We start from the raw sequence: 26,284 nt of genomic DNA on the forward strand, positions 1-26,284 counted from the left end.
CGGGTCAGGCTGCGGCGCCGGCGGGTACGGTTTCGCGGGAGCTGCCATGCCTTCGGATGGTGGCGCTGATGACTGCAGCGATGGTGCACATCGCGGCGGCGCCGAACCAGGCGTACGTGTACTGGCCGGTGGCGTCCCTGATGGCGCCGGCACCCAGGGCGGCAGCGGCTGCTCCGAGCTGGTGGGCCGCGAAGACCCAGCCGAACACCACGCTGCCGTCCGCGCCGAAGGTTTCCCGGCAGATGGCCGCCGTTGGCGGGACAGTAGCCACCCAGTCGAGGCCGTAAATCACCACAAAGACGATCATGCTGGGCTGGACTTCGGCACTGAGGAGCAGGGGCAACACCAGCAGTCCGATCCCGCGGAACTGGTAGTAGACGGCAAGCAGGATCCGGGGGTTGAACCGGTCCGTCAGCCAGCCGGAGGCGATGGTGCCCACGATGTCAAAGATGCCGACGACGGCGAGCAGGCCGGCGGCGGTGGTTTCGGGCATGCCGTGGTCGTGCGCAGAGGGAATGAAGTGGGTGCCGATCAGTCCGTTGGTGGTTGCCCCGCAGATCGCGAAGCCTGCCACGAGCGCCCAGAAGGTCCGTACCCGGCTGGCCCGCCGGAGCACCTGCAGCGCCCGCACTGCTGCGTTGGCGCGCGGACCAGTGTCCGCAGGCGGTGCCGGGTGTGCCCCGGCGGCAGCTTGTTCCGCACCATACGGGAGGACCCCGACGTCGGCCGGGGAGTTTTTGAGGAACTTCAGCACCAGCGGGACCACGGCCAGGGCTCCCGCGGCGATCAGGAGGGACGCCTGCCGCCAGCCCGGGTCCTGGGCCAGCATGGCGATAAACGGCAGGAAGACCAGCTGGCCGGCCGCACTGCCGGCGGTCAGGATGCCGATCACCAGCCCGCGGTTCTTGACGAACCAGGTGTTGGCAATGGTGGCGGCGAAGACCAGCGCCATGGATCCGGTGCCGAGGCCGATCAGCAGGCCCCAGGTCAGCAGGATCTGCCAGGACTGGTTCACCAGCACGGTGAGGGCGCTGCCCGTGCCGATCAGGACCAGCGCGACTGACGTTACTGCCCGGATGCCGAACCGCTCCATCAGGGCAGCGGCAAACGGCGCTGTGAGCCCAAAGAGGACCAGGTTGATGCTGACAGCCGCCGACAACACGGTGGTGGACCAGCCGAACTCCTCCTGCAGCGGGACCATCAGGACACCTGGTGCAGCACGGAAACCGGCGGCACCCACCAGGGCAAGGAAGGCTACGGCGGCAACGGTCCAGGCAGGATGAAAGCGGCGGGGCCGCCGGTGGGGCGGAACGACGGCGGATCCGGGGCTGTCCGTTCCGGCGGCAGCGCCCGGGCCGGCTTGCGAGGCGGTTCCGTCGACGTCGGCCGTGCGGTCGGGGCTCATGCGGCTGCTCCGTTCTGAGCTTTCGAGGACGGCGCGTGGGTTGTTGCCTGCTCGGACGGGGGCGGAAGGTGTTTCTTTGCCCAAATGGCTACCGTCACCCCTAGGGAATCGAGGAGAAGGCCTGGTCGAGGTCCGCCACCAGGTCCTCCACGTCTTCAATGCCGCACGACAAGCGGAGGAGGTTCACCGGAACTGCCAGTTCGGTGCCCTTGACCGAGGCGTGGGTCATCTCGGACGGGTAGTTCATAAGCGATTCGATGCCGCCCAGCGACTCCGCCAGGGTGAACACCGTGGTTGATTCGGCTACCTTCCTGGCCGCCGCCTCGCCGCCCTTGAACTGGACTGACACCATGCCGCCGAAGCTCCGCATCTGTTTCTTGGCGAGCTCGTGGCCGGGATGCGTCGGCAGCCCCGGGTACAGGACAGCCTCCACTTCGGGGCGTTCCAGCAGCCACTCCGCCACTGCCTGGCCGTTGAGGCTGTGCCGGTCCATCCGCACGCCCAGGGTCTTGAGTCCGCGGGTGGTGAGGAAGGCGTCCATGGGACCCGAAACGGCGCCCACGGCGAACTGCACAAACCCGATCTTTTCGGCCAGCTCCGCGTCCTTGACCACCACGGCGCCGCCCACCACGTCCGAGTGCCCGCCGATGTATTTGGTGGTGGAGTGCACCACGATGTCGGCACCCAGGGCCAGCGGGGTCTGGAGGTACGGGGAAGCGAAGGTGTTGTCCACCACCAGGAGGGCGCCGGCGTCGTGGGCAACTCCAGCAAGGGCCTCGATGTCGGTGATTTTCATCAGGGGGTTGGACGGGGTCTCCACCCAGACGAAGCGCGTCTTGTTGGCGGCAACCGCCGCCCGCACGGCGTCGAGATCTGCCATGTCCACGGGAGTGTTGCCGATCCCCCAACCGCCCAGCACCCGGCTGATCAGCCGGTAGGTGCCGCCGTACGCGTCGTTGCCCAGCACGATGTGGTCCCCGGGGCGGGTCAGGGCGCGGATGAGGGAGTCCTCAGCCGCCAGGCCGGAACTGAAGCTGTAGGCGTGCGTGCCGCCTTCCAGCGCGGCCAGCTGTTCCTGCAGCGCGTCACGCGTGGGGTTGCCGCCGCGGCCGTACTCATAGCCGTCCCGGAGCCCGCCGATGCCGTCTTGGGCGTAGGTGGAGCTGAAATGCAGTGGCGGCACCACTGCCCCTGTGCGGGGCTCGAAAGCCTGGCCGGCGTGGACGGCCCGGGTGTTGAAGCCCTGGTTCTTCGATACGGACATGATGCTCCTTTATCGGCGTTGCAGTTCAGTTGCTGAGGTAGGCCAGGAGGTCGTGGCGGGTGAGGATCCCTACGGGAGCGCCCACAAACGTGACCATCACGGTGTCCACGTCCGAGAGCAGCTCCCTGGCGGCCGAGATGGTTTCCAGCGAACCGATCACCGGCAGCTTCGGACCCATGTGCTCGGAGATCTTGTCCGTCAGCTTGGCTTCGCCGCGGAACAGCTTGGCGGTGAGGGTGCGCTCATCCACCGCGCCCAGCACCTCGCCCATCACCACCGGGGGCTCCTGGGACAGGACCGGGATGTGGCTGACGCCGAACTCGTTCATGATGTTGATGACATCGCGGACTGACTCGTTGGGGTGAATGTGCACCAGGTCCGGCAGTTCGCCGTTCTTGGAGCTGATCACCTCGCCCACTGAGGTCTCCTCGCCCCCGGAGAGGAAGCCGTAGGACCGCATCCACTGGTCGTTGAAGATTTTGGCCAGGTAGCCGCGGCCGGAGTCAGGCAGGATCACGACGACGACGGCGCTTTCCGGCAGGTCCCGCGCCGCCTGCAGCGCGGCCACCACAGCCATGCCCGAGGATCCGCCCACCAGCAGGCCCTCTTCACGGGCCAGGCGCCGGGTCATGGCAAAGGAGTCGGCGTCACTGACGGCGATCACCTGGTCCGGGACGGACTTGTCGTAGTTGGCGGGCCACATGTCCTCGCCCACGCCCTCCACGAAGTACGGGCGCCCGGTGCCGCCGGAGTAGACCGAACCTTCCGGGTCGGCGCCGATGATCCGGACCGTCCCGCCGTCGGACGCCGGCCGGCCCGCCGAAACTTCCTTGAGGTACCTGCCGGTGCCGGTGATGGTGCCGCCGGTGCCGGCGCCGATGACGCAGTGGGTGACCTTGCCGTCAGTGTCCCGCCAGATCTCGGGGCCGGTAGTCAGGTAATGGCTGCCGGGTGCCGCGGGGTTGGAGAACTGGTCCGGCTTGTACGCTCCGGGCGTCTCGCGGACGATCCGGTCCGACACGCCGTAGTAACTTTGCGGGCTGTCCGGCGGCACGGCGGTGGGTGTCACCACCACTTCCGCGCCATAGGCCTGCAGCACGGCGCGCTTATCCTCGCCCACCTTGTCCGGCACCACAAAGATGCACTTGTAGCCCTTTTGCTGGGCCACGAGCGCCAAACCCACACCCGTGTTCCCGGACGTGGGCTCAACAATCGTGCCGCCGGGCTGCAGCTTGCCGTCCCGCTCGGCATCCTCCACCATCTTCGCCGCGATGCGGTCCTTGATGGATCCCCCGGGGTTCAGGTACTCCAGTTTGACCAGGACTGTGGCTTTGACGCCATCCGTCACGTGGTTGAGCTTGATAAGCGGGGTATTGCCGATGAGGTCCAGGACGGACTGGGCGTACTTCATGAGTACAAAGCTACCGCTTCCGCAGGCGCATTCCGCTACCCGGCGGCCTGTGCCTGCTCCTCAGCGGGAAGGTTCTCCCAGAGGCCCATGACGTTGCCTTCGGTGTCCTTGAAGTATGCGAAGGAGCCCATTCCGGGAATGGTTTCCTTCGCCCGCACCACGGCGCCGCCCAAAGACTCCACTGTCTTCAGCGTGGCCTCTATATCCTCAACATCCACGGTGAGGACGGGGTTCGTCAGGTCTGCCTCCCGGGCCATCATGCCGCCGTTGATTGCGCCCGCTTCCGTCGGTTGTCCCGTGGACTCGTCCATGGGCGTGGTGATCACCATGTTGTAGTCCATGCCCGGGACGGGATCGATCCGCCAGCCGAGGGCCTCCTTGTAGAAGCTCCTGGCCCGTTCCTGGTCGTCCGCGGGAATTTCGAAATGCACTACTCCACCCATTGTTTCCTCCTGGTTTTTCGAGCCTTCAGTGCAGCGTTTCCGCACCACAGGGTGGAGTCTAGTCCTCTGTCCGCTGCCCGTTAAGGGCCGGGTTTTTGTCCAGATATGCAGACTTCCGAGGCGTGAAGCCCTGCCTACGTGGACAAAAACTCCGGCGCCAGAACCGGCAGGGCGGGCACGTTGTCAGCCCGCCGTGGGACGATTGGTGCATGACGATCGCAGAGGCACCCGCGCGGCTGGCGGCCGCCGCGGACGCCTCGCTCCGGTGGTATCCGGACGGCCCCTATGATCTGGCGCGGACCCTCGGCCCGCTCCTGCGCGGCACCAGCGATCCATCCTTCAGCGTCCAGGGAAGTGTCATCTGGCATGCCTTCACCACCGAAGAGGGCCCCGCCACTCTTCGGTTTAGTCCGGCCGGCAGCACCGGGCTGGAGCACCGCGTCGACACCCAGGCCTGGGGCCCCGGCGCCGCCGCTGCCATTGAATCAGTCCCGCGGCTCCTGGGTGCCGGCGACGACTGGCGGGCCTTTGATGAGCCAGCGTTCCACGCCACCCTCCCCCGCATGGTCCGGGAGGCACGACGGCGGAGCCTGGCCCTGCGGCTTCCGTCCACCGGGCACATGATTGACCAGCTCGTGCCCATCATCCTGGAGCAAAAGGTGACGGTCATCGAAGCGCGGCGGGCCTACCGGTACCTGGTGCACCGGTACGGAACACCGGCCCCGCTGGCCGGCACCGACACGCCGCCCGGCCTGGTGCTGGCGCCCACGGCCGCCCAGTGGCTGCAGGTCCCCAGCTGGGAGTGGCACAAGGCAGGGGTGGGGCCGCAGCGGTCTGCGACGGTCATGCGGGCGCTGCGGTCCGCCGTTGCACTCGAACGGCTGGCAGCGCTGCCGGCGCTGGAGGCCGCAGCAAAGATGCAGACAATCCCGGGAATCGGCATCTGGACAGCGGCGGAAGTGGTACAGCGCACGCACGGCTGCCCGGACTCCATCTCGTTGGGTGACTATCACCTGGCTGCCTATGTGGGCGCGGCACTCACGGGCCGCCGGACGGACGACGCCGGCATGCTCCGCCTGCTTGCGCCCTGGGAAGGGCACCGCCAGCGCGTGGTGCGGATGATCCAGAGCAGCGGCTTCCGCAAGCCCACCTTTGGCCCCCGGATGACCATCCAGGACCACCGCCGGCACTAGGCCAGGCGCGCGCCGCATCCATGCAGTTTTCCGTGGACGTGCGCCGGCGATGGGTATAGCGTGACGCCAGGGAGCCCGTCCAGAGCCCCGGTATGCCGCATCCTCTGGAGCCACCCATGATCCACACGGAAAAACTCACCAAGAACTTCACCGTCAAAAAGGAAACAGTAGAAGCCGTCAAGGGCGTCGACATCGATGTTGCCCCCGGTGAGCTGGTGGCGTTCCTCGGCCCGAACGGCGCCGGCAAGTCCACCACGCTGCGGATGCTCACCACCCTGCTCCGGCCCACGTCGGGGACCGCCTCGGTTGCGGGTGTTGATGTCACCGCAGATCCGGCAGGGGTGCGGGCGCGCATCGGCTACATCGGCCAGGGCAACGGCGGCGGCCACAGCTTCCGGGTCATTGACGAACTGGTGATGCAGGGCCGCTTCTACGGCATGAATTCCTCTGACGCGCTGGCCCGGGCGCAGGAACTCCTCACATCCCTGGACCTGGGAGACCTTTCCAAACGCACCGTGGTGAAACTGTCCGGCGGGCAGCGGCGCAGGATGGACGTGGCACTGGGGCTGATGCACTCCCCCCGGCTGCTGTTCCTCGACGAGCCATCCACCGGCATGGACCCGCAGAACCGGGCCAACCTGTGGGAGCACATCATGCGGATGCGGGAAGAACACGGCACAACGATCGTCCTGACCACGCACTACATGGACGAGGCGGATTCCATGTCCGAGCGCGTGATCATCATCGACCACGGCCACATCATCGCTGATGACACCGCCGGGCGGCTGAAGGCAAACCTCGCCGGTGACCTGCTCGCCGTCGAGGTGGCGGCGGGCAGCGCTTCCGGGGTCCGCGGGCTGCTGGGCCGTGCCGCGGCCGGCGGTGAGGTCTCCGAGAATTCGTACGACGGCGTTGTCCGCTTCCGCCTCCGGCTACCGGAGGGCGCGCGGCTGGCGCCGGCGCTTCTGAAGGAGATGGACGACGCCGGTGCTCCCGCCCAGTCCCTGGAGCTGAAGCCGCCCACACTGGACGACGTGTTCCTGGAACTTACCGGCCGCAACCTCAGGGAAGGGGCAAACCGCTGATGGGCACACGAGCCATCGCCGCTGAGCCCAGGGAAAAGCCCGGCCTTGGCCAGGTCCTGCACGATACCCGGTTCGTGTTCTGGCGTGAAATGCTGCTGCCTTTGCGGGACCCGTTCTCGCTCATCTTTTCGCTGATCCAGCCGTTGGTTTTCCTTGGCCTGTTCGGCCCGCTGCTCGGCGCGGCCGTGGGGGCGCCGGCTTTCGGAGGCCAGTCCACGCTGCAGTGGTTCCTGCCCGGCGTCGTGGTGATGATCGCGCTGTTCGGCACCTCCATGACCGGTTCCAACCTGCAGTACGAGTTGATGACCGGTTCCTACGAACGGATCCTGGCCACACCGCTGTCCCGCTCGTCGCTGATGATCGGCCGGGCGTTGAAGGAGTGGGCGCCGCTGGTTATCCAAGGGCTCCTCATCGCCCTGGTCTGCATCCCGTTCGGTTTCGTCTTCTACCCGCTTCACGTGCTGCTCGGGCTGATCATCCTGGGGATCTTCGGGATCGGACTGGGGGCGTTGTCCTATGCGCTGGCCCTCGTTTCGCAGAACAAGGAGTGGATCTTCTGGGGTGTCCAGCAGACGCTGCTTTTTCCGCTCATGATCCTCTCCGGCATCATGCTTCCAATCGAAGCCGGGCCGGCATGGATGAAGACCGCCAGCCTGTTCAACCCCCTGACCTACCTGGTGAATGCGGAACGTGAACTGTTCGCCGGCGTCGTCGGAACTGACACCCTCCTGGGCCTGCTCGCCGCTTCGGTGACAGCCGCCGTCGGGCTCGTTGTGGGGGTGAAGGCAATCAACCGCAACCTCAACTGAGCAGGGGACGCGCCGCGGTCAGAGCCCCAGCCGGGCCACGGCTTCCTCCCGCATTTCCACTTTGCGGACCTTTCCGGAGACGGTCATGGGAAAGCTGTCCCGCACGTCCACATAGCGCGGAATCTTGTAGTGGGCCAGCTTGCCCCGGCAGAACTCCGAGACTGCGTCTGCGTCCAGCGGTTCCGCGCCGGGCTGGAGGATGATGCAGGCCATCAGCTCCTCGCCATACTTTTCGTCCGGCACCCCGATCACCTGCACGTCCTGGATGGACGGGTGGGTGTAAAGGAACTCCTCGATTTCCCGCGGATAAATGTTTTCACCGCCCCTGATCACCATGTCCTTGATCCGGCCTTCAACGATGACGTACCCGTCGTCATCCATCCGGGCCAGGTCGCCGGTGTGCATCCAACCGTCACCGTCAAGCGCCTCGGCGGTCTTCTCAGGCTGGTTCCAGTACCCGGCCATCACCGCATAGCCGCGGGTGCACAGCTCCCCGATCTGCCCGCGCTCCAGGACTTCCCAGGTACCCGGGTCCACGATCTTGCTCTCCAGGTGCGGCATGGTCCGGCCCACAGTTTCCGTGCGGTGCTGCAGGCTGTCCCCCTGCCGCGTCATAGTGGAAACCGGTGACGTTTCGGTCATGCCGTAGCAGATGGCCACATCCTTCATGTTCATGTCGGAGATAACGCGGTTCATCACCTCGATGGGACACAGGGATCCAGCCATGACGCCCGTGCGGAGGGTGGACAGGTCGTAGGAGGCGAAGTCCGGGAGGGCGAGCTCGGCGATGAACATCGTGGGCACCCCGTACAGCGAGGTGCCGCCGAAATCCTGCACGGCCTCCAGGGTGGCCGCCGGCGAGAACCCCCGGCCGGGAATGATGGTGGCCGCCCCATGGCTGAGAGCATTCAAGTTGCCGATCACCATGCCGAAGCAGTGGTAGAACGGCACCGGGATCACTACCCTGTCCTGTTCGGTATAGCCGAGCAGTTCCCCTATGGAGTAGCCGTTGTTGAGGATATTGTGGTGGGTCAGCGTGGCGCCCTTGGGAAATCCCGTTGTCCCTGAGGTGTACTGCAGGTTGATGGGATCGTGCGGGCTCAGTTCAGCCATGCGTGCCCGCAGCCCGGAATGCCCGACGTCGTCCGCCCGCCTCAGCAGCTCAGCGTAGGTCAGCTCTGCGTCACTTAGCGGGACCCCGCCGTCGGGCCCTTCCCCGCCGGGAACGGGAAGGAACACCAGTTGACGCAGGTCCGGGCACTCTGCGAGCGCATGCCGTGCCATGCCCACGTAATCGCTGTTCCGGTCCGAGGGCGCCGTGACAAGCATCCGCATGCCGTTCTGCTTCACCACGAACTCCAGCTCGTGGCTGCGGTAGGCGGGATTGACGTTGACCAGGATGGCGCCGGCCTTGGCGGTAGCGTACTGCAGCAGCGTCCACTCGGCGCAGTTGGGGCTCCAGATCCCCACCCGGTCGCCCTTGGCGATGCCCAGGGCGAGGAGCGCACGGGCCAGCCGGTCGACGTCGTCGTTCATCTTGGTGTAGCTCCAGCGCCGTGCGTCGGCGCCCGGCACCGCGGCCGCCTCGATCAGGGCGTCATGGAACGGGAACCTCTCCACCACCCGCTCGAAGTTCCCGCCGATGGTCTCTTCGAGTAGCGGAACGTCAGTGTTCCCGGCTGTATAAGCACGCATGATGGCACGCTACCAACAGGACCCGGGCAATAGAAGCACGTAAGAGGCGCAACAGTCCCGCGGGCAGCGGCAACAGGAACGGTCCGTCAGCCGACGGCCGGTATTGTGAAATCCATGAGTTCACCCATTGACCTGCAGGCAACCTTCATTCCCAACGACGGAGAGTTCTACCGCGTAAAGCTGGCCCTCGAAATAGCCATCGACGAGGTGGTGAACGAACCCGGCTGCATCCGCTACGAGCTCACCGAAGCCACGGAGGAAAAACTCGTCCTCACCGAGCAGTGGGCATCGGAGGAGGACCTGGCCAAGCACTCCAACGGCATCGCGGTGCAGGACCTGAACGAATCCCTGAGCGCGCTCCTGGCCGAGCCCGTCAAGCTGGAACGCCTCTAACGGCCGCTTACACCGGCAAAGACGAAGCGGCGCCTCTCGTGGAGAGGGCGCCGCTTCGTCAGTTTAAGGAAGGGTCATGCCTGGGGAATCACGCTTCGGGAATCTGCGTGCCGTCCTGCGGACCGGCGGCCGCAGCGGCTTCCTCCCGCTGGCGTGCCACGTGGGCGTGGACTTCGTCCATGTCCAGGGCCTTCACGGCGTCAACCACCTGTTCAAGCTGCTGTGAGTTCAGCGCGCCGGGCTGTGAGAACACCAGCACCTTTTCGCGGAAAGCCATCAGCGTGGGAATGGAGGAGATGCCTGCCTCGGCGGCGAGCTGCTGCTCAGCCTCTGTGTCCACCTTGGTGAAGAGGACATCCGGGTGCTTCTCGGAGACGGCCGAGTACGTGGGTCCGAACTGCTTGCAGGGGCCGCACCATTCTGCCCAGAAATCCACCAGGACAATGTCGTTGCCCTCGATGGTCGATGCGAACTGTTCACCTGTGATGTCAACGGTAGCCATGTGTCAACGGTACGCGGGACGGCCCGCGCTTGTCGCGGCTGTTCGCTGCACGCGTCATCGGGAATAACGTGCACGTTCTCAGATCACCATGCCGGCACTAGGCGGGATGTGTCAGCCCCACAGGTGCGGCGCAGGCGTCCGGCTCCCCGGCAGCGCGCTGGACGCCCGCCACTCGTGGACCCAGTCAGGGAGCACCAGGTCCGCCGGCGGCTGGCCGAACTCCCGGAGTATCTCCTCCTGGCTGACGGGCCGGCCCTTGAGGACCAGGCGGGTGGCGATGTAGGCGCGGGCATAGATTTCGCCGTCGGCCACCATGCGCTGCTCGAAGTAGATGGCCTTGGCGTCCAGGCCGATGATGCGGGTTTCGATGGTGTACTGCTGCCACAGCTGGAGGGATTTCCGGAAGGCGATGGTTTCTGCGGCCACCACCGGACCCCAGCCCCGGCGGCGCATCCGCTTCCATACCCCGCTGCGAACCATCAGGTCAAACCGGCCCAGGTCCATCAGGGATAGGTACATGCCGTTGTTGATGTGCATGGCAATGTCGATGTCCGTGGGCAGCACCCGCAGCGGCAGCGAGGACCCATCCCAGACGGTCAACGGCGGGCGGCGGGATGACGTGAACAGCAGCAGGAGGGTTCGTAGAAGCAGGTGCATGAACCTATGTTACCTGTGGGTAACTTAGCGGGGTATCGGCGGGGCTACCGGAGACCGTCCGCGTAGGATTTCCTGCATGACCCAACAACGCTACCGGGACCTGGCGGACTGGCCGCTCACGGTGACTGCGCTCATCTTCCTGGCAGCGTATGCGTGGCAAGTGATCGGCCGCGTTGAAGGCAGCGGCGCGTTGTGGCTTGAAGCGGTAATGTGGGCTACCTGGGGCATTTTTGCCGTGGACTATGTAGCCAACCTTTGGCTCGCCGATGACCGGAGCGGCTGGTTCGTCCGGAACCTCCATGAACTGCTCATTGTGGCCCTGCCGTTCTTTCGGCCGCTCCGCCTGCTCCGGCTGGTGACGCTGCTGTCGGTGCTGCACCGGACGCTGGGTGACACGCTCCGGGGACGCGTTGTTACGTATGTGGCGGGGTCGGCCGCGATGCTGGTATTTGTCGGGGCCCTTGCCGTCCTCGATGTGGAGCAGTCCGCCCCGGACGCAAAGATCGTCACCTTCGGCGATGCGCTGTGGTGGGCCATGACCACCATCACCACTGTTGGCTATGGGGACATGTACCCGGTGACGCCCATCGGCCGGATGGTCGCCGCGGCCCTGATGATGAGCGGAATCGCCGTCCTGGGCGTGGTTACAGCCTCCATCGCGTCCTGGCTGGTGCAGCGCGTGGAGGACACGGCCGAAGCGGTGTCGGATGCCGAGGAGCCGCTCCGGGCCGGGGTGGCAGAACTCGCAGCGGAGATGGCTTCACTACGCCGCGAGATTGCGGAGCTGAAGGACCAGCGCAGCCGCTAGTCCCGGCGTGGCCTCAGCAGGTATCAGGCCATTGCGGTTTTGAGTATTGCTCCGGGACGTCCCAAGTACTGCACCAAAATATTCGGGTAATCCCTACTGGTGCCGTGACCTGTGCAGGGTTCCTAGACTCGGGATTCCTAGGACCGAACAAGTGCTGGCCTGTCCACCGGATGGCTTCTGATGGCAGCGCCTCCTCGCGGAGCTTCCGTATTTTCTGGGTGTACGGACGCCTCCATCATGCGCCGTGAGCGGCCGGCTCGAAGCCGGGCCGCCAGCATCACACCTCGATCCGTCCCGCTTTCGCGCCGTGCATCTGCACCGGCTCGGCTGGACCGAACCTCGATGGGCTACCCATGAACGAGCTGAACCTCAAAGCCTCAGATCCACAAAGCCGCAGTTTCGCCACCGACGTCCCCCGCACCGACCTGACGGTGGGCCGCCGTACCGTCAGCAACAAGTTATGGGCCGGGATGGCCACGGCAGCCGTGGTGGCCGCCGTGGGTGTCGGGGCCCTGGCCGCACCGGCCCCCATCGTTCTACAGGATACGACGGCGGCCGCTCCCGTTGCGGAGGCGGTCCCCGAAGGCCCGGCCGGTGTTGAAGCCAAGGCCCAGGCTGCGTCCGGCACCGATTCTTCCGGCACTGTTCAGGGGCAGGCGGCAGCGCCAGCGGATGTACCCCCAGCGGATGTGCCCCCAGCTGCGCCACCTGCTGCGGAAACGCCGCCGGAGGCAGCTCCGGCGCCACCTGCCGAACCTGCGCCCGCCCCTGAGCCGGCACCTGCAGCACCTGCCGCGGACCCCAACCTTTACACGGTGGTCCCCGGGGATACCGTAGGTGCCATCGCCGCCAGGTTCGGCGTGGACATGAACGCCATGCTTGCTGCCAACGGCCTAAGCTCCTTCAGCATCATCGTCCCGGGCCAGACATTGGTCCTTACGGGTCCAGCCGTTGCCGTGCCCGTGGCGGCACCAGTCCAGGCCGGTGCTCCGGCGCCGGCTGCCGCTGCGGCTCCGGCTCCACCGCCGGCAGCGGCAGCCCCCGCCTTCGTTCCCGCCGCTCCCGCAGTCCGCACGATCTACGTGGCCGGCGCCGGCGGCCAGGCCATGGTTGACGCCTGCATCGGGCCCATCCACTACACGCCCAACGACGGCTATTCGCTCTTCATCACCGAGCACGATTTCTGCGGCGGCTGGGGGCGGTTCTCCGGAATCGGGGTGGGCGAGACGGTCAGCATTCCGGGCTACGGAACGTACACCGTAACTGCCAGGGGCCAGGTACCCAACCCGGGAACCACCAACGACGTCATCGCAGTATTCGGCGGTTTCCCCCGGGCAATCCTGCAGACGTGCATTCCCGGGACCACCCAGATGCTCCTGATCGCCCTGAACTGAGGAGGCAGAACCGGTCGCCACTGGCTTTCCAGGCTTGTTCGCGGCTCCCAACCTTCAGGGCGGGGAGCTGCGGACATGGCAATGAGCGGGCAAAAAAGGAACGCCACGGAGAGGACTCCGTGGCGTTGATTGCGGGGATGAGCTTAACGGTCAATCCCGGCTATGCGTTCATCCGTTTGCGTTCCGAAATGTGCTCCACGAGCTCACCAACACGCTGTTCGGAGTAGTTGCGGGCGATGTCTCCCTGGCTGATGATTCCCACCAACTTGTGGTCGGCGATAACCGGGAGCCGCCGGACCTGGTACCTTTCCATCATTTCGATGGCGGCATCAACGTTCGCGTCGGCGTCCACCCAGTGGGGCCTGCCCGAGGCGAGGTCGCGGGCCATCATCTCCCGCGGATCACGTCCGGCCGCCACGCACTTGAGCACGATGTCGCGGTCGGTGATCATGCCCTTCAGCTTGCCGTCGTCACCGCAGATCGGCAACGATCCGCAGTCCAGATCCATCATCATCCGGGCGGCATCTGTCAGGGACTGGTTTTCCTTAATACACTGCGCGTCCGTAGTCATAAACTCACGTACGGCACTCATTGGTCCTCCTTCATCGATTGGTTTATCGACGCAGGGCATCGGGGCACGTGCGCCGATGCTGCCAGCCTACGCCCCGGCCGGCAGCGATGTCGACGGCGGTTTGCGAAGCGCCCTCATTGGAATCTCGTACGGCCAGGGGAGGTCCCGGAAGATGGTCCGATACTGTTCACCCGCGAGGGTAATCAGCGAGATGTTGCCGGTTCGGTCCAGCTCGTCCGCCAGCTGATTGCGGAGTGGCATTTTTCGGACTCCTGGTGCTGAGCATGGCGATCTTCACGTTCAACGCCGTTTAGAGCCCGCTCCCCGAACTCGTAGTGGTTCAAGGCATCACGTGTTGAAGTCGCGGTGCGCTCTGAAATGCTGCGAGGGGAATCGAGAAGGGTGCCCTCAGCGAACGGGGCGTACCTTTTTCGTGCCCTCACGTATTTCCGCCGGCTTCGAGTCCCTGCTTGTGCAAATTAAGGCTCTGATGCTGCGGAGTTGCGTCCGATAATCAAAGCGCCGCAGTCCTAGACTTTCGGCATGCACCCCCTAATGGCAACCGGTCTGGTGTTCCTGGCCGCGATTGCCTGGACGGTCACCGTCCTAACCATGCTGATTGTTCTGGTCAAAGCCCGGCGCCGGCCGCCAGCCGACGTCGGCCGCGCACTCCAGAGTGTCGAGATCCAGAGCTCCGATGAAAGTGCAGCTTAGACATAGCCGGCTGCCGCCGGTGCCGACCCTACCGCAGGGCCGCGCGCAGCCTTTTAGAAGGTCTTCGAGGGAGTCGCGCCATTCGGGTTCGTCGGCGTCGTCCCACAGCTCTGCCAGTTCGGGTTCCCCCCTGCGACCCGGCCCTACGGCTTCCATGACCAGCTCCACGTCCTCGGTGGTGATTTCCGCCCCATGTGCGGTCACCCAGTCGGCGACGGTATCCGTGGGGTCCCCGGACAGCTTGCCTTGGCCAGGCAGCAGGAACGGTGGCGGCGGCCGGGGCGAGACTGCCTTTCGGAGCCTCGACGTAGCGACGGGTACCAGACGCGCCCGCCAGCGTACGTCGTTGAGGCGCCGACCTCAGGGACCCGAGCAGCAGGAAGGCCCCGCCCCTTACAACGGACAGGGCCTTCGAGCTGCAGCGCAGTTGGCCTAGTAGGGCTGGGGTGCTGCGGGAACTGGCTGATACGCGCCGGAGGCGTATTCGACCTTGGTGCTACCGGGGTACCAGATGATTCGGCCACCCTGGAAATCCTGGCCGACGCCGCCGCCGCTGACCCCGTAACCATTGTTGGTCGGATATCCGAGGCGTCCCGCTTCAGAGCCCTGACCAGCCCACGCGGATCGAATGCCGCCGGAAATGAGCTTGGTACCAACGCTTGGGGACCACACAATTTCACCGTACTGGAAGTACTGCTTGGCCCCACCGCCCGTCAGGCCAGTAATCTCGCCGGCCGTCGGGTACCCGAATTGCCCTTGAGGTCCGGCGACGAGGATCCACGTCGCCCCAATAGCGCCTCTGACAATGTGGGATCCCGTTGCCGGTGAATAGGCGATTTGCCCGTACTGGAAGTCCTGGGCGGCGCCGCCGTTAACCGTTGCGTATTCGTCCGTTGTGGGGTAGCCAAGGCCGCTGAGGGGGCCGCCCGCGGAGTCCCAGGTCGCGCCAATGCCACCCTTGGTGACGCGCGAACCCGTTGCGGCGTTCCAGGAAATCTTGCCGAACTGGAAATCCTGCATAACACCACCAGGCCTGGGAGCATATTCATCCGTGGTCGGGTAGCCGAGGCCGCCCAGCGGCCCGCCTGCGTTGTCCCAGGCCCCACCAATGCCACCCTTGGTGACACGAGAACCCGTTGCGGGGTTCCAAGAAATTTTCCCGAACTGGAAGATCTGCATCACTCCGCCAGTCATCGGTGCGTACTCAGCGGAGATTGGGTAGCCGAGGTCGCTGTCCTGCGCACCAATGGACTGCCAAACGCTGTTATTGCCGCCGATAACTATGTAGGCACCGTACTGCGGAAGGTAGGCGATTGTGCCGTTCTCAAAGAGTTGGTACGCGCCACCGAAACGCTGGCTGGTGAACTCCGGCGATATGGCGGCACCTAGGACAGCGGAGGCCGTGGCATACTTCACCCCGATTGCACCTGAGGTCGTGTAACTGCCAGGTGTTACCGATTCGGGTGCCGCGCCTTTGTCTGCGGGCGTAGCCGCCGGAGCGCTCGGTTCCTCTGCTGGTAAAGGACTGCCTGCTTCCGTGGGAGCGGGCGCTGCCGCGGTTTCAACCGGAACGACGGATGGCCCAGTAGGTGAACTGCTGGGTACTGCTACCTGCTCGTCTGTAACGGTAGTGAGCGGTGTTGCTGCGATAGCCGGTACAGCAGATCCGAGTCCGGATGCTGCGATGGCAAGAGAAGCTGCGGCGGCGAGAAGCCGCCTCTGAGAGGCCCCCATGTTGTGTCTTTCTCATAGTGCTGCAAAGGTGCAGCGGAAGTGATAGAAGGAGCATATGTGACTGCTGTGACACGTGAGGGCATGCGTACCTAAATGCTGACTCTGTGACGCGAGAACTGCCGTGCGACCGCATTTGTTCATAATGCCGACGTACTGCTTCACCATCGGGCGCCCGAAATGGTTCCTGTCTGTAGGCATGCGTAGGTTCGGCCTAATTGCTGTTGCGCCCGCGTGCTGGAGCGATCGCTTCCGGCGGCAGATACGGTGAAGGTCTTCAACATGAGGGACATATGCAAGATGCGCGTGTGAGGACATTCCTGCTCGGCCTTGGGCTGCTGCCCATCGGGTGGGTGCTGTTTGAAGTGCTGGGCGGACGATCCAGTCAGGAGCAGTACCGCAGCGACGAGGATCTCTATACGCTGCTCTCACTGGTTGGCACGCTGATCCTGGCCATGGGGCTGGTGTGCATCGTCGTCAGCATTTACGAGTGGATCAGGGAAATAATCCGGACGTGGTGAGCACCGCATCCGCGTCCGCCGTTGAGCACTTCGGGGAGCCGGATCGCTCGTGACCTGTAGCGCACATGGTGGGAGACGCCGCGAGGAACACCGCTGAGAGTACCTTTTCGCTGCTGCAGGGCGTCAAAGAAAAGCAAAGGTGTGCTCACAACTGTGCTCTCGAAGCAATAAAAAAGACCCGCCCGGACCTCCGAAGAGATCCGAACGGGTCTAAATTCCCGGAAAACCGGGACTGTGGCAGATGAGGGATTCGAACCCCCGTAGGCGTTGCCAGCTGATTTACAGTCAGCCCCCTTTGGCCGCTCGGGTAATCTGCCGAACTTCAAAAGAAGATCACCCCCGGCTGCAGTCTGCGAACTGTCCGTTTCCGGACCGTTCCGCTTCCAGTAACCGCGGGCAACACAACAATACAGAACTTCCGCTGAAGAATCGAATCGGCACCCGCAAGCCCGCAACCGGGCGGGATTTCGGGCTTTCAGGGCGTCCGGAGCAGGCGCACGTCAGGCTTCCCCCAAGATCCTGCCGGCCAGCCTGGCCTCGAACTTCACGGCCTGCTCCTCGGTGATCTGGTTCAGCTGGACGGCACGGACCAGGTCCGCGTGGACGCCCTCCATCCGGGAGGAGGCGTCCGCCACTGGACTGAAGATGATGGAGGCCGCCACCGCCGCTGCCGCCACCGACGTTGCTGCTGTGGCCACCGCGCCGGCCGCCGCCGAGGTGGTGCGGGTGACATATCGGACGGCATTGCGGTGCATGGTGTTCCCTTCGTGCAGCTTTCCAACTCCTATAACTCTGCACGCCCCTCCTTCGTTCCCCCGGAGCGTCCGCTGAGAGGGAACTGTGAATACGGCTCACCCCTCAACGGGAGCATCCGTATTAGGCTTGAATTCAGCCACCTAAGCCCCGTCCGCGGACGGGGCTCCCACCAGCACAAGGAGAGTCATGGCAGGCGAGTCAACATTCGACGTCGTAAGCAAAGTGGACAAGCAGGAAGTGGCAAACGCCCTCAACCAGGCACAGAAGGAACTGGCCCAGCGCTACGACTTCAAGGGCGTGGGTGCCGAAGTGGACTTCAGCGGCGAGAAGATCCTGATGAAGGCCAATTCCGAGGAACGCGTCCTGGCTGTGCTGGATGTCCTGCAGTCGAAGCTGATCCGCCGCGGCATCTCGCTGAAGTCGTTGGACACCGGCGAACCCTACGCCTCCGGCAAGGAGTTCCGCCTCGAGGCCTCCATCAAGGAGGGCATCGCCCAGGACCTGGCGAAGAAGATCAACAAGCTGATCCGTGACGAAGCCCCCAAGTCCGTGAAGTCCCAGATCCAGGGCGACGAACTGCGCGTCACGTCCAAGTCCCGCGACGATCTGCAGGCCACCATGGCACTGCTGAAGGACTTCGACGAGGCCGATCTGCAGTTTGTGAACTTCCGCAGTTAGCAGCGGACCGTCGTTTTCGACGCGCCTGTAATTGCCGCTAAGCCAAAGGCCGGCGACGCCCAAATAGCGGGCGTCGCCGGCCTCTTTGCGTCTCGCGATGTAATCCACGCGTTGCCCACAAGATCCCCGCTAGACCAACGAATACCGAGCTAAACCAGCGGTCGCCCCGCCATCTGTTCCAACCGAGAAATCCGGTCCCGCATGGGCGGATGGGTGGCGAACAGCTTGCTCATCGCTCCGCCGCGGAACGGGTTGGCGATCATCAGGTGGGACGCGTTGACCAACCGCTGGTCCTGCGGCAGCGGGGCGATGCCCAGGCCGCGCTCAATCTTGGCCAGGGCTGAGGCGAGCGCCAGCGGATCGCCGGTCAGCTGCGCGCCGTTCTCATCGGCGTCGTACTCCCGGGTTCGGGAGATGGCCAGCTGGATCAGGGACGCCGCGAAAGGCGCCAGCAAAGCCATCGCCAGCATCGCCAACGGATTCGAGTTCCGCCGGTCGCCGCCGAAGAACAGCAGCATCTGCCCCACCGAGGTGATGACGCCCGCAACAGCGGCCGCAACCGAGGATGTGAGGATGTCCCGGTTGTACACGTGCATGAGTTCGTGTCCGAGGACTCCGCGGAGTTCACGGACGTTCAGGAGCTGCAGGATTCCCTCGGTGCAGCAGACGGCGGCGTTCCTCGGATTGCGCCCGGTGGCGAACGCGTTCGGATTCATCGTGGGCGAAAGATAAATGCGCGGCATCGGCTGGTTGGCCCGGACGGAGAGCTCCCGGACTATCTGGTACAGCTGCGGAGCCTGCCCTTCGGTGACGGGATAGGCCTGCATGGACCGGAGGGCGATTTTGTCGCTGTTCCAATAGCCGTACGCCGTGGTGGCCGCCCCCACCAGCGCCATGATCCAGATGGGCGCAGAACTACGCGTGCTGGCCCCGATCAACGCTCCAAGGCCCAGCAGTACCGCCCACAGGACGCCAAACAGCGCCACCGTTTTGAGTCCGTTGTAGTGTCTGTGCACGTCTCATCCTCCCTCTTCTATGGGAACGGCTTTCCCCGGAGCAGGGTTCCGGCACTCTCCCTGAATTGCGCACGTTCATCACCCGGCAATCACCTCGTGGTGCAGAAGTTGCGAGAGGGTCCCAAGAGGTAAGCCCAGCCTTATTGTGAGATGTTCATAATAAGTGCTTCAATAGTGTCATGACAGAGCACTTTGACGGCCACGAGGCATGGGCTGCCGCCCTGCGCGCCCATGGCCGCAGGGTGACCAAACAGCGGCTGGCGGTGCTCACCGCCGTGGAACGGCATCCCCATTCTCCTGCCGAAAGCATTCTGGCCGCGGCCCGCGCCGAGCTTCCGGAACTCACGGCCCAGTCCGTGTACGTGGTCCTCGGGGACCTGACGGACCTGCACATGCTGCGCAGATTCGAACCCCCGCACTCCCCCGCGCTGTACGAAACCCGTGTGGGGGACAATCACCACCACGCCATCTGCATCAGCTGCGGCCGCGTGGAGGACGTGGACTGCGCCGTGGGCCACGCCCCCTGCCTCACGCCACACTGGGACGAGAATGCCAAGCCCATGACCATCCAGATCGCCGATGTGATGTACCAGGGCATCTGCCAGGACTGCCAGCAGTCCCAACAACTTCCTTCCAATCGTCCCTCAGAAGAAATAGAGAAATAGGAGAACAATGACTGCCATTTCAACAACCCAGTCAGGTGCCCCCGTTACGTCCGACGCACACTCAAAGTCAGTCGGTGCCGACGGTGCCATCATCCTGACTGACCACTACCTGGTGGAAAAGCTCGCCCAGTTCAACCGCGAGCGGGTTCCGGAGCGCGTAGTGCACGCCAAGGGCGGCGGTGCATTCGGTACGTTCAAGACCACCGAGGACGTGTCCAAGTACACGAAGGCAGCCTTCCTCCAGCCCGGCGTCGAAACCGAGATGCTGATCCGCTTCTCCTCCGTGGCCGGCGAGAACGGTTCCCCGGACACCTGGCGCGATCCCCGCGGTTTCGCCGTGAAGTTCTACACCTCCGAGGGCAACTACGACCTCGTGGGCAACAACACCCCGGTGTTCTTCATCCGCGACGGCATCAAGTTCCCGGACTTCATCCACTCCCAGAAGCGCCTCCCGGGCACCCATCTGCGCGACGCCGACATGCAGTGGGACTTCTGGACCCTCTCCCCCGAGTCCGCACACCAGGTCACCTGGCTCATGGGTGACCGCGGCCTGCCCGCCTCCTGGCGCGAAATGCAGGGCTACGGCTCACACACCTACCAGTGGATCAACGCCGAGGGCGAGCGCTTCTGGGTGAAGTACCACTTCAAGTCCAACCAGGGCGTGAACTCAATGTCCAGCGAGCAGGCCGAGGCCCTGGCCGGTTCGGACGCGGACTTCTACATCCGCGACCTGTCCGAGAACATCGAAGCCGGCAACTTCCCGTCCTGGGACCTGCACGTCCAGGTCATGCCGTACGAGGACGCCAAGACCTACCGCTTCAACCCGTTCGACCTGACCAAGGTGTGGCCGCACGGCGACTACCCCCTGATCAAGGTGGGCACCATGGAACTGAACCGGAACCCGGAGAACTACTTCGCGCAGATCGAGCAGGCCACCTTCGCCCCCTCGAACTTCGTGCCGGGCATCGCCGCTTCCCCGGACAAGATGCTGCAGGCCCGCATCTTCTCCTACGCTGACGCACACCGCTACCGCGTGGGCACCAACCACGCCCAGATCCCGGTCAACCAGCCGAAGAACCAGGTCAACAACTACAGCCAGGACGGCGCCGGGCGTTACCACTTCAACGCTCCCTCCGTCCCGGTCTACGCCCCCAACTCTGTTGGTGGCCCGGCCGCAGTTGAACCGCAGAACCCGGCCGGTGGCTGGGAGAACGACGGCGAGCTGACCCTTGCCGCGCACTCCCTCCACGCCGAGGACAGCGACTTCATCCAGGCCGGCACCCTGTACCGCGAGGTTTACGACGACGGCGCCAAGGCCCGCCTGCTCGAGACCATCACCGGTGCAGTGGGCGGCGTCAAGAGCCCCGGCATCAAGGAACGCGCCATCCAGTACTGGACCAACGTTGACGCCGAACTCGGCGCCAAGCTCCGCGCCAATCTCGGCGCCGTAGCTGTTGCGTCGGCACCGTCCTCCGATGCAGAGGCTGCCAACAAGATCGGCTAATTCGTCTAAAGCTGCTGAAACCGCCCTGCCACGAATTCCCGTGGCGGGGCGGTTTTTTATTTCCACAAAGCTCCGCTTTCCACATACGCACTAAGTCCATAGCCGCCGCTTGCAGCCGTCCCTAGGATCGACGCATGACAACTTTCCAGGGCATCCCCACCGGCGCCTTCGAGTTCTACAAAGAGCTGCAGGACAACAACAATCGTGAGTGGTGGCTGGAGCATAAGGACAGGTACCAGGAGCTGGTCCGTGAACCGATCACGCTCCTGCTCGCGGAGCTGGAGCCCCGGTTTGGCCCCGGCAGGATCTTCCGGCCCAACAGGGACATCCGGTTCTCCCTGGACAAATCGCCGTACAAAACGGCACAGGGTGCTTTTGCCTCCATCCACGAAGGGATGGGCTACTACCTGCAGGTCAGCGCGGAGGGGCTTCTGGTGGGTGGCGGCTACCATTCCCACACCCCCGCCCAGCTGGTGAGGTACCGCAACTCGGTCGACGCCTCCGGAACAGGAGAATCCCTTCGGCATATTATCGACGCCGTCGGTGCTGCTGGGTTGGCGGTGGAGGGAGAGAAGCTCAAGACTGTCCCGCGCGGGTACCCGCGGGACCATCCGCGGGGCGAGCTCCTGAAGCACAAGTCCCTCGCGGCCAGCACGGACCTGGGCCGCCCTGCCTGGCTGGACACTCCTGCAGCAGTCCAGGAGATCGGGGCGTTGTGGGATGAACTGCGGCCGTTGGTGGACTGGGTTGGCCGCTACGCCGCGCCGTGAGCGTCAGCCGGCAGTGTCGGAAGCCAGTTCCACATTGTAGGAGCGGATCCGGACCACCCGACCGTCTACGAAGTCATAGATGTCGCAGGACGCAACCCGGCTGATGCTGCCGTCCGTAGCGAGGTAGCTGGCAACACTGTCAACCACAGCGCAGTCAGGGGCGACCAGCACCCTGAACTGGTCGAAACTGGTGTGCACGTCCTCGAGGTCCCGCGCCAGGGACGTGCAGACATCCACAACGGCCGCCTTGCCTCTCAGCTCTTCGCCGCCTACAAGCTCCCAGGCAACGTCGTCGTCCAGCTGGGGAAGGGAATCCTCAAACCGGTGGCTTGAAAAAGCCCTTGCCACCGACTCCATGGTGCTCTCCATAGCGCCCGCTTCCTCCCATAGGCGTCTTTGGGCCCGCCTCAGGTCCAGCTTTTATTGAACTCCAAACTCGGCCGGGCTGCACGAGAATTCTCAAGCGCGATCGGGTGGGAGAAAGCAGAACCGCCCGCTGATCGGGAATCAGCGGGCGGTTGGCATAGCTTGGTTGGGCACCTTCTACGGCATCAGGCGCGGGTCAGCTCGTCGTCGTCATCCTGGGAGAATGCAGCGCGAGCGCCGTTGACAGCTGTGTTGGCCTCAGCGAACCGTTCGTTCAGCCTGGAGTGGCGCTGGCCGTAGGCGAAGTAAATGGCGAGGCCAATCACCAGCCAGATGGCAAAGAAGATCCAGGTTTCCACGGCCAGGTTGGTCATCAGGTAGAGGCACAGCACGGCGGAAACGATCGGCAGGACCTTGCCGAACGGGACGCGGAAGGCAGGCTTCAGGTCCGGGCGCTTCTTGCGCAGCACCAGGATGCCCAAGCTCACCACCACAAACGCCGAGAGCGTGCCGATGTTGATCATTTCCTCAAGCAGGTCCACGTTGGTCAGGCCGGCCACCAGCGCAACCGCGGCGCCGCAGATGACCTGGAGGCGCACCGGGGTTGAACGCTTGTCACTGGTCTTGGACAGCGAACGTGGCAGGAGGCCGTCGCGGCTCATGGCAAGGACCACGCGGGACAGCCCCATGAGGAGCACCATGATCACGGTTGTCAGGCCCACCAGGGAACCGAAGGCAATAACCTTGGCCGCGGACGTGTCACCTACAGCTTCGAAAGCGGTGGTGAGCGTGGGGCTCTCCGCCTCGGCCAGCTGGGTGTAGGACACCATGCCGGTCAGGGCCAGGGAAACCAGGATGTACAGGAGGGTCACCAGGGCAAGGCCGCCGAAGATGCCGCGCGGCAGGGTCTTCTGCGGGTTCTTGACTTCCTCGGCGGACGTGGCCACCACGTCGAAGCCGATGAAGGCGAAGAACACCAGGGCCGCGCCGGCGAAGATGCCGAGGGTGCCGTACTGTGCCGGGGCGGCGCCGGTGAGGAAGCCGAAGAAGGACTGCTTCAGGACATCTGCGGTGCCGGTGCCGCCGGTCGGTTCGGCAGCAGGGATGAAGGGGCTGTAGTTTTCGAACTTCACGTAGGTGAAGCCAACGATGATCACAAAGAGGACCACGCCGATCTTGATCAGGGTGAAGATGTTGCCTACTCGGGCGGACAGCTTGGTGCCCAGCACCAGCAGCACCGTAAAGACGGCAACGATCAGGAAGGCGCCCCAGTAAAGGTCCACGCCGCCGAGGGAGAGTGCCGCCGGTACGTCGGCGCCCATGAGGGCGAAGACCTTGCTGAGGTAGATGCCCCAGTACTTGGCGATGACCGCGGCTGCTGTGAAGAGCTCGAGGATCAGATTCCAGCCGATGATCCAGGCAAGGAGTTCGCCCATCGTGGCGTAAGTGAAGACGTAAGCGGAGCCGGCCACGGGAATGGCGGTGGCAAACTCGGCGTAGCACATGATGGCAAGGGCGCAGGTGACGGCAGCGATCGCGAAGGACAGCGTGACGGCAGGGCCGGAGAAGTTGGCAGCTGCCTTGGCACCGACGGAGAAGATACCGGCGCCCACGGCCACTGCAACGCCCATGATCATGAGGTCCCAGGTGCTGAGGGACCGCTTGAGCTTGCGTCCGGGTTCATCGGCGTCGGCCATCGACTGCTCGATCGATTTGGTCCGGAGAAGGTTCATAAGGGGATCACTATCCTGATTTCTGATGGAAACAGACCTATCAACGATAGTGTCCATCCACTGGACGGTCCCAATTGTCCCGAATGGTGAGACGGCCAACGGGCCGAACTCTATTCCGTGAAAGCGCTTAAGACCCTCCAGGCGGAGGGCCTCAAGCGCTTTATGTCGAACTGCTAGGCGGGCCAGTCCATGAGGGTGGAACGGATCAGGAACCGTTTGCCTTCCGGTGCTTCCACCGAGAAACCGCTGCCCCGCCCCGGCACCACATCAACAGTCAGGTGCGTGTGGCTCCAGTAGTTGAACTGCTCCCGGGACATCCAGAACTCAAGGGGCTGGGGTTCAAGGCCATCCGAGATATCGAACAGGCCCAGCAGGACGTCGGAGTCACCGGTGAGGAAGTCGCCCACAGGAAAACACATGGGCGATGACCCGTCGCAGCACCCGCCGGACTGGTGGAACATCAGCGGCCCGTGCCGGAGCCAGAGCGTCCGCAACAGTTCCGCGGCCTCGGGCGTGAGGGCCACCCGGGAAAAGTCCTCCCCGGGCAGCGTCACCGCGGCGTCGATCGCACTTCTCGGAGCCATGGCCTAGAAGAAGCCCAGCTTGTTTTCGTTGTAGCTGACCAGCAGGTTCTTGGTCTGCTGGTAGTGGTCCAGCATCATCGCATGGTTCTCACGCCCGATACCGGAGGACTTGTACCCTCCGAACGCGGCCCCGGCCGGGTAGGCGTGGTAGTTGTTGACCCAGACGCGCCCGGCCTGGATCTCGCGGCCGGCACGGTAGGCCACGTTGCCGTTACGGGACCAGACACCTGCACCCAGCCCATAAAGGGTGTCGTTCGCAATGCCCATGGCGTCGCTGTAGTCGCTGAACTTCGTCACGGCGACGACCGGGCCGAAAATCTCCTCCTGGAAGATGCGCATCTTGTTGTGGCCTTCGAACACGGTCGGCTGGACGTAGTACCCGCCGGCCAAGTCGCCCGGCAGTTCTGCACGGCCGCCTCCGGTGAGGACCTTGGCGCCCTCCTGCTTTCCGATGTCGATGTAGGAGAGGATCTTTTCCAGCTGGTCGTTCGAGGCCTGGGCCCCCACCTGCGTCTCGGTGTCCAACGGGTTGCCCTGGACCATCTTTTCCACCCGGGCGACGGCGTCGGCCATAAACGACTCGTAGATGTCCTCCTGCACCAGCGCGCGGGACGGGCAGGTGCACACCTCCCCCTGGTTGAAGGCGAACAGCGCGAACCCTTCCTGTGCCTTGTCGTAAAACGCGTCATTGTCCTGGGCGACATCGCTGAAGAAGATATTCGGGCTCTTGCCGCCCAACTCCAGCGTGACAGGAATGAGGTTCTGGCTGGCGTACTGGCTGATCAGGCGGCCGGTAGTGGTCTCGCCGGTGAACGCGATCTTGCGGATACGGGGGCTGGACGCAAGAGGTTTTCCCGCCTCCACACCGAAGCCGTTCACCACGTTGATCACGCCCGCGGGCAGCAGGTCCCCGATGAGTTCCATCAGGACCAGGATGGACGACGGCGTCTGCTCGGCCGGCTTGAGCACCACCGCGTTTCCTGCCGCAAGTGCGGGGGCGAGCTTCCACACGGCCATGAGGATGGGGAAGTTCCAGGGGATGATCTGGCCGACGACGCCGAGGGGTTCGTGGTAGTGGTAGGCGGTGGTGTCGTCATCGAGCTGGGACAGCCTGCCCTCCTGGGCGCGGACGGCCGAGGCGAAGTAGCGGAAGTGGTCGGCCGCGAGCGGAAGGTCCGCGTTGAGCGTTTCGCGGATGGGCTTGCCGTTGTCCCAGGACTCGGCCACGGCCAGCATTTCCAGGTTCTCGTCGATGCGGTCCGCAATCTTGTTCAGGATCGCGGCGCGCTCTGCCACGGAAGTCTTTCCCCAGGACAGTGCAACCTTGTGCGCGGCATCCAGCGCCAGTTCGATATCCTCGGCCGTGCCTCGGGCCACTTCACAGAAGGCTTTACCCGTTACCGGCGTAATGTTTTCGAAGTACTGCCCCTTCACTGGGGCCACCCACTCCCCGCCGATCCAGTTCTCGTAGCGGTCCTTGAAGGTGACCTTCGAGCCCTCGGTTCCGGGCTGTACGTAAACAGTCATTGCTAGCTCCTTTGCTGTGCAGATCAGGCTTTCGCCGTTGTGGCCAGCGTACGAGCGGGAAGGTTGCAGCAAGGTTGCAACCTTCGGGA

At 64.4% G+C, this 26,284-nt stretch carries 28 protein-coding genes and 1 tRNA gene; 12 read left to right on the forward strand and 17 right to left on the reverse strand.

What is annotated here, in order from left to right; translation table 11 throughout:
* Positions 1-4 precede the first annotated feature (4 nt).
* The 4 genes from AC5RUQ_RS08465 to AC5RUQ_RS08480 all read right to left on the reverse strand — a co-directional run bounded on the left by AC5RUQ_RS08465 (position 5) and on the right by AC5RUQ_RS08480 (position 4,523).
* Complete coding sequence (locus tag AC5RUQ_RS08465) at positions 5-1,405, reverse strand: MFS transporter (protein WP_493946853.1); 1,401 nt, start codon at positions 1,403-1,405, stop codon at positions 5-7.
* Positions 1,406-1,505: 100 nt separating this feature from the next.
* Entirely contained in the window at positions 1,506-2,669 is a 1,164-nt protein-coding gene (locus tag AC5RUQ_RS08470; RefSeq protein WP_493946854.1) for a cystathionine gamma-synthase, read from the reverse strand.
* A 25-nt stretch (positions 2,670-2,694) separates the two neighbouring features.
* Positions 2,695-4,080 carry a cystathionine beta-synthase gene (locus AC5RUQ_RS08475; protein ID WP_493946855.1) on the reverse strand — a complete coding sequence of 462 codons (1,386 nt, stop codon included), beginning with the start codon at positions 4,078-4,080 and terminating at the stop codon, positions 2,695-2,697.
* A gap of 35 nt (positions 4,081-4,115) precedes the next feature.
* Positions 4,116-4,523, reverse strand: a complete 408-nt coding sequence (locus AC5RUQ_RS08480; protein WP_493946856.1) for a VOC family protein — start codon at positions 4,521-4,523, stop codon at positions 4,116-4,118.
* 209 nt (positions 4,524-4,732) lie between these two features.
* Between AC5RUQ_RS08480 and AC5RUQ_RS08485 the strand changes: the two genes are divergently transcribed.
* The 3 genes from AC5RUQ_RS08485 (at position 4,733) to AC5RUQ_RS08495 (ending at position 7,610) form a co-directional block, all read left to right on the forward strand.
* Positions 4,733-5,716: a DNA-3-methyladenine glycosylase family protein gene (locus AC5RUQ_RS08485; protein WP_493946857.1), complete on the forward strand. Its 984-nt coding sequence runs from the start codon at positions 4,733-4,735 to the stop codon at positions 5,714-5,716.
* Positions 5,717-5,832: 116 nt separating this feature from the next.
* Positions 5,833-6,801, forward strand: a complete 969-nt coding sequence (locus tag AC5RUQ_RS08490; protein ID WP_493946858.1) for an ATP-binding cassette domain-containing protein — start codon at positions 5,833-5,835, stop codon at positions 6,799-6,801.
* A complete protein-coding gene (locus tag AC5RUQ_RS08495; RefSeq protein WP_493946859.1) occupies positions 6,801-7,610 on the forward strand; it encodes an ABC transporter permease in 810 nt (269 codons plus the stop codon). Before AC5RUQ_RS08490 ends, AC5RUQ_RS08495 begins: the two co-directional genes overlap by 1 nt.
* 18 nt (positions 7,611-7,628) lie before the next feature.
* Here AC5RUQ_RS08495 and AC5RUQ_RS08500 read toward each other — a convergent pair whose 3' ends face one another.
* Positions 7,629-9,305, reverse strand: coding sequence for an AMP-binding protein (locus AC5RUQ_RS08500; protein WP_493946860.1), 1,677 nt, complete (start codon positions 9,303-9,305; stop codon positions 7,629-7,631).
* A 114-nt stretch (positions 9,306-9,419) separates the two neighbouring features.
* Here AC5RUQ_RS08500 and AC5RUQ_RS08505 point away from each other — a divergent pair, with 114 nt between their 5' ends.
* On the forward strand, positions 9,420-9,698 hold the full coding sequence (locus tag AC5RUQ_RS08505) for a putative quinol monooxygenase (protein ID WP_163161755.1): 279 nt from the start codon (positions 9,420-9,422) through the stop codon (positions 9,696-9,698).
* Positions 9,699-9,786: 88 nt separating this feature from the next.
* Here the strand turns inward: AC5RUQ_RS08505 and AC5RUQ_RS08510 are convergent, their stop codons facing one another.
* Complete coding sequence (locus AC5RUQ_RS08510; protein WP_458781376.1) at positions 9,787-10,200, reverse strand: thioredoxin family protein; 414 nt, start codon at positions 10,198-10,200, stop codon at positions 9,787-9,789.
* A gap of 111 nt (positions 10,201-10,311) precedes the next feature.
* On the reverse strand, positions 10,312-10,857 hold the full coding sequence (locus AC5RUQ_RS08515) for an acyl-CoA thioesterase (RefSeq protein ID WP_493946861.1): 546 nt from the start codon (positions 10,855-10,857) through the stop codon (positions 10,312-10,314).
* Positions 10,858-10,933: 76 nt separating this feature from the next.
* Between AC5RUQ_RS08515 and AC5RUQ_RS08520 the strand changes: the two genes are divergently transcribed.
* The gene (locus AC5RUQ_RS08520; protein WP_493946862.1) at positions 10,934-11,665 is read left to right on the forward strand and encodes a potassium channel family protein; all 732 of its coding nucleotides are present in this window, start codon (positions 10,934-10,936) and stop codon (positions 11,663-11,665) included.
* Between the two features lie 353 nt (positions 11,666-12,018).
* On the forward strand, positions 12,019-13,059 hold the full coding sequence (locus AC5RUQ_RS08525) for a LysM peptidoglycan-binding domain-containing protein (RefSeq protein ID WP_493946863.1): 1,041 nt from the start codon (positions 12,019-12,021) through the stop codon (positions 13,057-13,059).
* Positions 13,060-13,219: 160 nt separating this feature from the next.
* Here AC5RUQ_RS08525 and AC5RUQ_RS08530 read toward each other — a convergent pair whose 3' ends face one another.
* Both AC5RUQ_RS08530 and AC5RUQ_RS08535 read right to left on the reverse strand, forming a co-directional pair.
* Positions 13,220-13,651, reverse strand: a complete 432-nt coding sequence (locus AC5RUQ_RS08530; protein ID WP_493946864.1) for a CBS domain-containing protein — start codon at positions 13,649-13,651, stop codon at positions 13,220-13,222.
* Between the two features lie 66 nt (positions 13,652-13,717).
* Positions 13,718-13,891: a hypothetical protein gene (locus tag AC5RUQ_RS08535; protein WP_493946865.1), complete on the reverse strand. Its 174-nt coding sequence runs from the start codon at positions 13,889-13,891 to the stop codon at positions 13,718-13,720.
* A 282-nt stretch (positions 13,892-14,173) separates the two neighbouring features.
* Here AC5RUQ_RS08535 and AC5RUQ_RS08540 point away from each other — a divergent pair, with 282 nt between their 5' ends.
* Positions 14,174-14,344, forward strand: a complete 171-nt coding sequence (locus tag AC5RUQ_RS08540; RefSeq protein WP_493946866.1) for a hypothetical protein — start codon at positions 14,174-14,176, stop codon at positions 14,342-14,344.
* 432 nt (positions 14,345-14,776) lie between these two features.
* On the opposite strand, the gene AC5RUQ_RS08545 is transcribed toward AC5RUQ_RS08540, so the two are convergent.
* Positions 14,777-15,760: a hypothetical protein gene (locus tag AC5RUQ_RS08545; protein ID WP_493946867.1), complete on the reverse strand. Its 984-nt coding sequence runs from the start codon at positions 15,758-15,760 to the stop codon at positions 14,777-14,779.
* Between the two features lie 623 nt (positions 15,761-16,383).
* Between AC5RUQ_RS08545 and AC5RUQ_RS08550 the strand changes: the two genes are divergently transcribed.
* Positions 16,384-16,596, forward strand: a complete 213-nt coding sequence (locus tag AC5RUQ_RS08550; RefSeq protein ID WP_493946868.1) for a hypothetical protein — start codon at positions 16,384-16,386, stop codon at positions 16,594-16,596.
* A gap of 235 nt (positions 16,597-16,831) precedes the next feature.
* Here AC5RUQ_RS08550 and AC5RUQ_RS08555 read toward each other — a convergent pair.
* Both AC5RUQ_RS08555 and AC5RUQ_RS08560 read right to left on the reverse strand, forming a co-directional pair.
* Positions 16,832-16,913: transfer RNA gene (locus AC5RUQ_RS08555), tRNA-Tyr, on the reverse strand.
* Positions 16,914-17,096: 183 nt separating this feature from the next.
* The gene (locus AC5RUQ_RS08560) at positions 17,097-17,351 is read right to left on the reverse strand and encodes a hypothetical protein (RefSeq protein ID WP_493946869.1); all 255 of its coding nucleotides are present in this window, start codon (positions 17,349-17,351) and stop codon (positions 17,097-17,099) included.
* A 187-nt stretch (positions 17,352-17,538) separates the two neighbouring features.
* On the opposite strand from AC5RUQ_RS08560, the gene AC5RUQ_RS08565 reads away from it, so the two are divergent.
* Positions 17,539-18,030 (forward strand): YajQ family cyclic di-GMP-binding protein, encoded by a 492-nt coding sequence (locus AC5RUQ_RS08565; protein WP_050054209.1) that lies wholly within the window; start codon positions 17,539-17,541, stop codon positions 18,028-18,030.
* Between the two features lie 149 nt (positions 18,031-18,179).
* Here the strand turns inward: AC5RUQ_RS08565 and htpX are convergent, their stop codons facing one another.
* Positions 18,180-19,046 carry a zinc metalloprotease HtpX gene (htpX, locus tag AC5RUQ_RS08570; RefSeq protein ID WP_493946870.1) on the reverse strand — a complete coding sequence of 289 codons (867 nt, stop codon included), beginning with the start codon at positions 19,044-19,046 and terminating at the stop codon, positions 18,180-18,182.
* A gap of 179 nt (positions 19,047-19,225) precedes the next feature.
* Here htpX and AC5RUQ_RS08575 point away from each other — a divergent pair, with 179 nt between their 5' ends.
* The 3 genes from AC5RUQ_RS08575 (at position 19,226) to AC5RUQ_RS08585 (ending at position 21,985) form a co-directional block, all read left to right on the forward strand.
* The gene (locus AC5RUQ_RS08575; protein WP_163161728.1) at positions 19,226-19,711 is read left to right on the forward strand and encodes a Fur family transcriptional regulator; all 486 of its coding nucleotides are present in this window, start codon (positions 19,226-19,228) and stop codon (positions 19,709-19,711) included.
* A 7-nt stretch (positions 19,712-19,718) separates the two neighbouring features.
* Positions 19,719-21,215: a catalase gene (locus AC5RUQ_RS08580; protein WP_256248193.1), complete on the forward strand. Its 1,497-nt coding sequence runs from the start codon at positions 19,719-19,721 to the stop codon at positions 21,213-21,215.
* A 134-nt stretch (positions 21,216-21,349) separates the two neighbouring features.
* Positions 21,350-21,985, forward strand: coding sequence for a DUF2461 domain-containing protein (locus AC5RUQ_RS08585; protein WP_493946871.1), 636 nt, complete (start codon positions 21,350-21,352; stop codon positions 21,983-21,985).
* A 3-nt stretch (positions 21,986-21,988) separates the two neighbouring features.
* On the opposite strand, the gene AC5RUQ_RS08590 is transcribed toward AC5RUQ_RS08585, so the two are convergent.
* From AC5RUQ_RS08590 to exaC, 4 genes are all read right to left on the reverse strand, one after another.
* The gene (locus tag AC5RUQ_RS08590) at positions 21,989-22,354 is read right to left on the reverse strand and encodes a nuclear transport factor 2 family protein (RefSeq protein ID WP_493946872.1); all 366 of its coding nucleotides are present in this window, start codon (positions 22,352-22,354) and stop codon (positions 21,989-21,991) included.
* A gap of 182 nt (positions 22,355-22,536) precedes the next feature.
* Positions 22,537-24,084, reverse strand: coding sequence for an amino acid permease (locus tag AC5RUQ_RS08595; RefSeq protein WP_493946873.1), 1,548 nt, complete (start codon positions 24,082-24,084; stop codon positions 22,537-22,539).
* 173 nt (positions 24,085-24,257) lie between these two features.
* Positions 24,258-24,668, reverse strand: a complete 411-nt coding sequence (locus AC5RUQ_RS08600; RefSeq protein ID WP_493946874.1) for a DUF779 domain-containing protein — start codon at positions 24,666-24,668, stop codon at positions 24,258-24,260.
* 3 nt (positions 24,669-24,671) lie between these two features.
* Entirely contained in the window at positions 24,672-26,195 is a 1,524-nt protein-coding gene (gene exaC, locus AC5RUQ_RS08605; RefSeq protein ID WP_493946875.1) for an acetaldehyde dehydrogenase ExaC, read from the reverse strand.
* Positions 26,196-26,284: the final 89 nt, after the last annotated feature.

It is taken from the genome of Arthrobacter sp. MDT2-3, from assembly GCF_059090465.1.